The sequence below is a fragment of the uncultured Escherichia sp. genome, from assembly GCF_948475835.1.
Classification (GTDB): domain Bacteria; phylum Pseudomonadota; class Gammaproteobacteria; order Enterobacterales; family Enterobacteriaceae; genus ECMA0423.
Genome location: NZ_CAOLGM010000183.1, coordinates 1 through 6,274 on the forward strand (window position 1 = coordinate 1; position 6,274 = coordinate 6,274).

The following is a 6,274-nucleotide window of genomic DNA, read 5'->3' on the forward strand; positions in this document are numbered from 1 at the left end:
GTGCAATATCGTTTGACTCGGTTAATGCCAAAAGAAATAACACCAGTAACGCCCCGCCCTGGATATTCATGGATGGCAACATTAATAACCAGGCGGCATGACTCAAGGCGAAAACGGTCATTATCCAGCCCCAAAAAATAGCGCTCACGGTATGCAGAAAACCGGAGGGTTCACCCACAAAAACTCGCCAGGTGGCTAATATCAGAAACCCAGACAAAGGTATAAATAACAGAAACAGCTCAAAGCAATTAAAACCGATAAGCAAATAGTTAAGAGGAATAACCCAATATAACCACCGCGGAAAATGTATGGATATAAGCGTACAATATTCTTTCAATGCCAGAAAACTTATCAGCGCAAAAAACGTCAACGTCATCCAGCGTGGACCTGAAATCACCAGTGAAAAACAAATGACGATGCCCCACCAGGTACGAATACGTAATGTAACCTCACCCCCTTTTCTCTCCGGTAACCGCCATAGCAGAAAACGGTTTATCAGCGTTGCTAAAATTAACAACGCGAAAAGTGTTGCCAGAGATTTTTCCAGCATTATCTTTCAGCACTCATAAAAAGCACACTCCGACAACGATTAATCGCAGTCCAGAGAAGCAGAATTGAAGCAATGCTCCATAAAAGATTATTCCACTGCATCCACTGTGGATAAATGGCAACGGCCAGCCCCCACAACCCAAATATTAACGCACGATCGCTTTTGCCGAATGGACCGGCATAACTGCGAATACCGTTAATTGTCTGCGCGAGTAAACCACAAAACTCAGTCAATATGGTGCAAAATAACATGAGTATTACGAGTGATGCGTTACTTTCCGGTAAAAATAAAAACGGTAAATAGAGCGCAATATCGGAAATAACATCGCCAGTTTCATTCAAAATCGCCCCCAGACGTGTTTGCTGATTGCACTCACGCGCCAACATGCCATCCAGCGCATTGAGCGCCATACGGATAAAAAGCACGATGGGCAATAGCAAAAAGAGGATGGGTTGTGCCACCAACACCAACAGCAATCCGGTAAGAAGAGAAAGCGCCAGTGCAGCAAGAGTGATGTGATTCGCTGTAACGTGGTGCTTGTAAAGCCAAAACATCGTCGGCCTTAACAGCGACTGAAAGAGCGGTTTTATCTGGTAGAGCGTCATTATCAATCCTTGATAATTCGGTTTGCGCTATGGTGCATCAATTCCCCTGACGGAGATATCGCAACACGCCGCTTCATTAAAAATTCAGAATATATCAAGGTATTGGGGACTCACTGTCAGGAATAATTATCCCCAATTAATCAAAGGGTTAAGAAATATTACGTTGTGGATCAATACAACTCATCAAGTTTTCTCATCGCTTGTTCCCGTATTGCGCGCGTCTTACCGTTAAGCGCCAGCTGGCGGACTAAATCCAGTTCAGGGTTAACAAGCTCTAACGCCAGCAAAGGATCACGTTTCAGCCTCGCCTTTAATACATCAACTGGAAAACGGGGATTATTCATCGCCACAATCCACCACTCGGGATCAATTTCTGCCGCCAGTACTGCAGGCGGTGTGTGGCGGTTGTTAAGTGCGCCGAACTTGAAAAATGTGAGATTGCTTTTCGCCAGTGTACTCCACCATATACGATCCGGTTGTTTTGCCAGTACATCCAGTTGTGCTAACGCATCGGGGTCGAGTGCATAATAGACGCGTAATGCTTCATCAACCTGCGCACGGGAGCTGTTTTCCTGCCTCAGAAAAAACTTCGCCCAAATATCATTGCGTGGCGTATTTTGCTGTAATTCCTTGAGGACAACAGCGGGTAAATTATCCCAACTAACTAATGCACTCTCTAAAAAGTCCCAGTCTTCCAAACGTATCAGGGCTGTGGCATTTAATAGCATCTGATCATCAACTTCACCGTGGCTGATAAGCTCAGACAAAATCATATCAGCGCTGGTTTCATACGCAGCTGAATCTGCTTTCGGATTATTTTTCCGATGCGATAAAGCACGTTGCCAAATTTTTTGTTTCATCGACGTGCTCAGATACTGATTTTTCGCCAGATTACTCCACCCCTCAGGATCGTTGAAACGTGTCAATAACCGTTGTAGAGCAGCGTCAGAGTGAATTACCTGCATATCCCGACAGCAAAAGTAGGCAGGGGATTTTTTCTCCATCCTTTTAACAAAATTAAACTGTAAGTTATCTGGCAATGCTAAAAATAACACACGTATTAGATCATCGTCATTCTCGAATTTTTGGTATAAATAGGCTGCAACTTTGTCACTCTCTTGTGGCGTCATCCGCAATAATTGACCATGGTGTTTCATCTCTGCCAGCTTGAACGCTAAGCTTGTGACAACATTGTTTGATGAATCGTTCGCCAACTGCATTGCCTGATTGTAGGTGAGTTGTCCTCCAGCACCGACCTGACGAATAGAGGAATCATCACTGCGGATATAGCCATCAATAATGGATTCAGGCAATAACCACGCATCTTTATAAAGCTCCTGAATGATCATATCCCAATCTCTTTTCGCCAGAGTCATTACGATATCCAGAGGGAGATTTTCACGTAGCGCAAGATTCAACGGACCGACACCATCAGGTAGACGACTCATTCGCGTCATTATTTCGACAGAGAGCGGTTCACGGTCGAGCAACCCCAGAACAACAGGCTGGTAACCCAATTGCTGATCGGTCAACTCCAGAATCTCATTGTCAGGCATATATCTCGCCATACTTTCAATCGTTTGTTCATCATTGCTATTAATAAGTTGTTTGCGTAGGTTAGCTGAAATTCCTTTAAGCCTTGGGAGAGTTCGCATTATGGCAAGATCAAATGTCGCAATATCTCGTCCTTCAAATGCAGCAACGTTGCCTTCATCCAGCATTTGCAATTCCTGCACTAACTCAGGAGAAGGCTTAGGGCGAAACAGCGCTTCTTTTTTCATCTGATTACAGACATTCCCTGCCATGCGAATATTGCTTCGCTTAAAAATTTCTTTCAGAGCATCTTCATCATTTATTAGACCCCAATAATATGCATCAGGATTTATTATCATCAGCGCTTTTTTGACATTTTCAGTGTCATTTTTGTCACTCGCACGGACCATGAATTCACTATTTGTCGAAGACGCAACAACAGGTGCAATTATGTCATTGATAAATATTCCACGCGCATTAATACTCCCCTTAATCGAAGACGGATTATCGTAATATGAGTCGATAAATACCAGTCCACTTGCATTTATCGAACCGGTAATTAACAGTGGTGAATCCGTAACTATATTCGTTGCCGTCACGTTACCGAGAATAACCCATGGATTAGAAAGAGAGAAAGTGGAAATATTACCTTTGACTGTCAAATTACCAAGAACAATCAATTTTTGATTACTCTCTATATTACCTTCTACCACTAAATCGCCACGATGCACTTTCCAGTCCGATGCAGATAAACCGAAGGGGACAAGATTCACGCTACTGTTGATAGCTTGTTCAACTTGTTGTTTATCTTCAGCGGTAGCCGCAGAAAAAAATGGTTCAATATCAACTGTATTTGCAACACATCGAAGTTCCGCCTGTACTGGAAGACTCAGCATAAACAGGGGAAGTAAACCTATCCAGCCGCAAATCCTGGCCTTAAACATATGCACTCCATGCCATTAAAAAAGAAACAAAAGGGAAATGCATCTTTCCCTTTTGTATATTCGTTATTCTCGCGAAATACCATCCAACGTAGACAACACTTCCTCAGAAAGATGCAATTTTTCAGCAGCCATATTCTCCCGTAAATGCGCAACAGAAGACGTCCCTGGGATCAGCAAAATATTCGGTGAACGTTGTAACAGCCACGCCAGCGCCACCTGCATGGGTGTTGCACCCAGGCTCGCAGCAACATCCGACAGCGTAGAGGATTGCAGCGGTGTAAAGCCCCCGAGCGGGAAGAACGGCACGTAGGCAATGCCATCGTGGGCCAAAGCATCAATCATTGCATCATCAGCACGGTGCGCGATGTTGTATTCGTTTTGCACACAGACAATTTCGGCAATCTTGCGCGCCTCTGCAACCTGCGTCGGTGTGACGTTGCTCAGGCCAATATGTTTTACCAAGCCTTGTTGTTGCATCTCTGCCAGCACGGTCAGGCTGGCCTCAATCGATCCTTCCGCTGGGCCATGACCATCCCCCATAATAACGCGCAGGTTAACCACATCCAGTACGTCCAGGCCGAGATTACGTAGATTATCGTGCACCGCTTTTTGCAACTCTGCCGGAGAAAAGGCGGGCAACCAGGAAGCGTCCTCTCCACGCCGCGCACCAATTTTAGTGACAATTGTCAGGTCGTCAGAGTAAGGATAAAGCGCTTCGCGGATAATCTGATTGGTGACGTGCGGACCATAAAAGTCGCTGGTATCAATGTGATTGACGCCCAATGCCAGCGCCTCGCGCAGCACGGTTATAGCGACGTGGCGATCTCTTGGGGGGCCAAAAACCCCAGGACCTGCCAGTTGCATCGCGCCATAACCAAGACGGTTAACGGATTTTGTACCGAGAGTAAATGTATTGCTGCTCATCGCACCCTGCCCTGTAATAAAACGGATTAAGAAAAATCAGTATAGAAACGAAAAGAGATAAATAATGCGAGGGCGTAAACAAGATTACTGGATGAGTTGCTCTATTGTCCTGAAAAACACAAAACAAAACGCGACAAGTACCGCATCCGGCAATAAAAAACCGCAACCTGTATCAGCGTTGCGGTTTAGGTATCACATGCTAAAAATTAGAATGTTCAGTATCTGGACGTTACTGTTTCGGTCGCAGATTCTCATCAAATACCAGGCGCTGCCTGCCAGGTTCAACTTCCCGCAATGGTTCGACTTGATGCAACGTCAGCTTACAGCGTGTCACCAGCACCTGGTACTCATGCGTACCCTGCTTTTTCCATGCCAACTCCTGCTCACTAAGTTCACGAATCGCTTTGGCCGGGCTGCCGACAATCAGGTAATTAGCAGGCATTTCTGCTTTGGCTTTCACAAATGCGGATGCGCCAACAATGCTGTTCTCGCCAATCACCGCACCGTCCATCACTACCGCGTTCATTCCCACTAATGCATTGCGGCGGATAATGCAGCCGTGAAGGATAGCGCTATGACCAATATGCCCATCTTCTTCCACGACAGTATCCTGCTCGGGAAAACCGTGCATAACGCAATTATCCTGAATGTTCGCGCCATCTTTCACCACGATACGACCAAAATCGCCACGCAGGCTGGCATTAGGCCCAACGTAAACGCCCTTGCCGAGAATAACATCGCCGATCAATACCGCTGTCGGATGGACAAAGCTCTCTTCTGGCACAACCGGAGTCAGACCATCTATCTGGTAAATTGGCATAACGCCTCCTGTTCAATATTCAAGCCGCCAAAACGTTGAAAATACAGGCTTCCCGGCGCAGGCAGTTCACCGACTGAGGTTTCACCTTTTTCACTAACGAACACTAAAGCAGCAGGCGCTACGCGCTGATAAATGTTGATACACAGCTGACGCGCCGTATGCCCTGCCCAGTGAGCCGGAAGCAACTCCTCCGGCAACAATGGGTCTTTAAGGACGACACGGCGATAAAAATGGATCAGTAAAAGCTGAATATGAAATGCACGCTCCGGGGTTAACTCGTCTGCCGTCTCTTTTAACAGCGGCACCAGCGGGCGGAATGACTGAATAAAGGTTTCGTACATGGCATTTTGTTCAGTTAAATGCCAGCACTCTTCTACTCTGGCACGCAGTGCTGCGCGAGAAAGCGCCAGTGGTATTTGCGCTTCAAAACAAATCACGTTATCCGCCACCCCCGCTTCATGCAAAAGTGTCTGTACATCCGCCAGTTTTTGCGACGGCGATGCCATTAGGCTGGGTGCCAGTGCGCCAAAACCTTGCCAGATCAACTGCTTTTTGACATCAGCCAGCGTCGCTTTATCTAAACCTTCCGAGAGCAACAGGAGCCATTTACCATCCCATGCAGGTTGCTCTGCGCGATAAATTTTACTTTCTGCCCGTCGCGTCAGGCGCAAGCCTTTATCACTGAGGCTATAGAAACTGCGTCGCCCGATGCGGGAAACATCCAGCCAGCCTTCTTTATTAAGACGAAACAAAGCAGTGCGCACGAAACGCTCACCAAATCCCAGCCCTTCCAGCAAAGCAGCCAGACTACCAAGCCAGATTTCACCACCACGATGGGAAAGCGAATCACCATACAGTGAGGAGATCAAAGATGTGCCACTGACCGGAACAGCGTTTA

General features: G+C 46.4%; 6 protein-coding genes. All 6 read right to left on the reverse strand.

Translation table 11 applies throughout. The features are described from left to right. On the reverse strand, positions 1 to 550 hold a 550-nt coding region (locus tag QZF50_RS22040), incomplete at its 3' end, for a phosphatidate cytidylyltransferase (RefSeq protein ID WP_198465445.1). After that, a complete protein-coding gene (locus QZF50_RS22045) occupies positions 550 to 1,155 on the reverse strand; it encodes a CDP-alcohol phosphatidyltransferase family protein (protein ID WP_001460863.1) in 606 nt (201 codons plus the stop codon). The genes QZF50_RS22045 and QZF50_RS22040, both read right to left, overlap by 1 nt. Positions 1,156 to 1,325: 170 nt before the next feature. Beyond that, on the reverse strand, positions 1,326 to 3,632 hold the full coding sequence (locus tag QZF50_RS22050) for a DUF2773 domain-containing bactofilin (protein WP_000471489.1): 2,307 nt from the start codon (positions 3,630 to 3,632) through the stop codon (positions 1,326 to 1,328). Positions 3,633 to 3,695: 63 nt separating this feature from the next. Beyond that, positions 3,696 to 4,556, reverse strand: a complete 861-nt coding sequence (gene pdxI / locus QZF50_RS22055) for a pyridoxine 4-dehydrogenase (protein ID WP_000097796.1) — start codon at positions 4,554 to 4,556, stop codon at positions 3,696 to 3,698. Positions 4,557 to 4,785: 229 nt separating this feature from the next. After that, the gene (paaY, locus tag QZF50_RS22060) at positions 4,786 to 5,376 is read right to left on the reverse strand and encodes a phenylacetic acid degradation protein PaaY (protein ID WP_001123447.1); all 591 of its coding nucleotides are present in this window, start codon (positions 5,374 to 5,376) and stop codon (positions 4,786 to 4,788) included. After that, positions 5,358 to 6,274, reverse strand: a 917-nt coding sequence (paaX, locus tag QZF50_RS22065) for a phenylacetic acid degradation operon negative regulatory protein PaaX (RefSeq protein ID WP_290388996.1), incomplete at its 5' end; no start/stop codon positions are given. The genes paaY and paaX, both read right to left, overlap by 19 nt.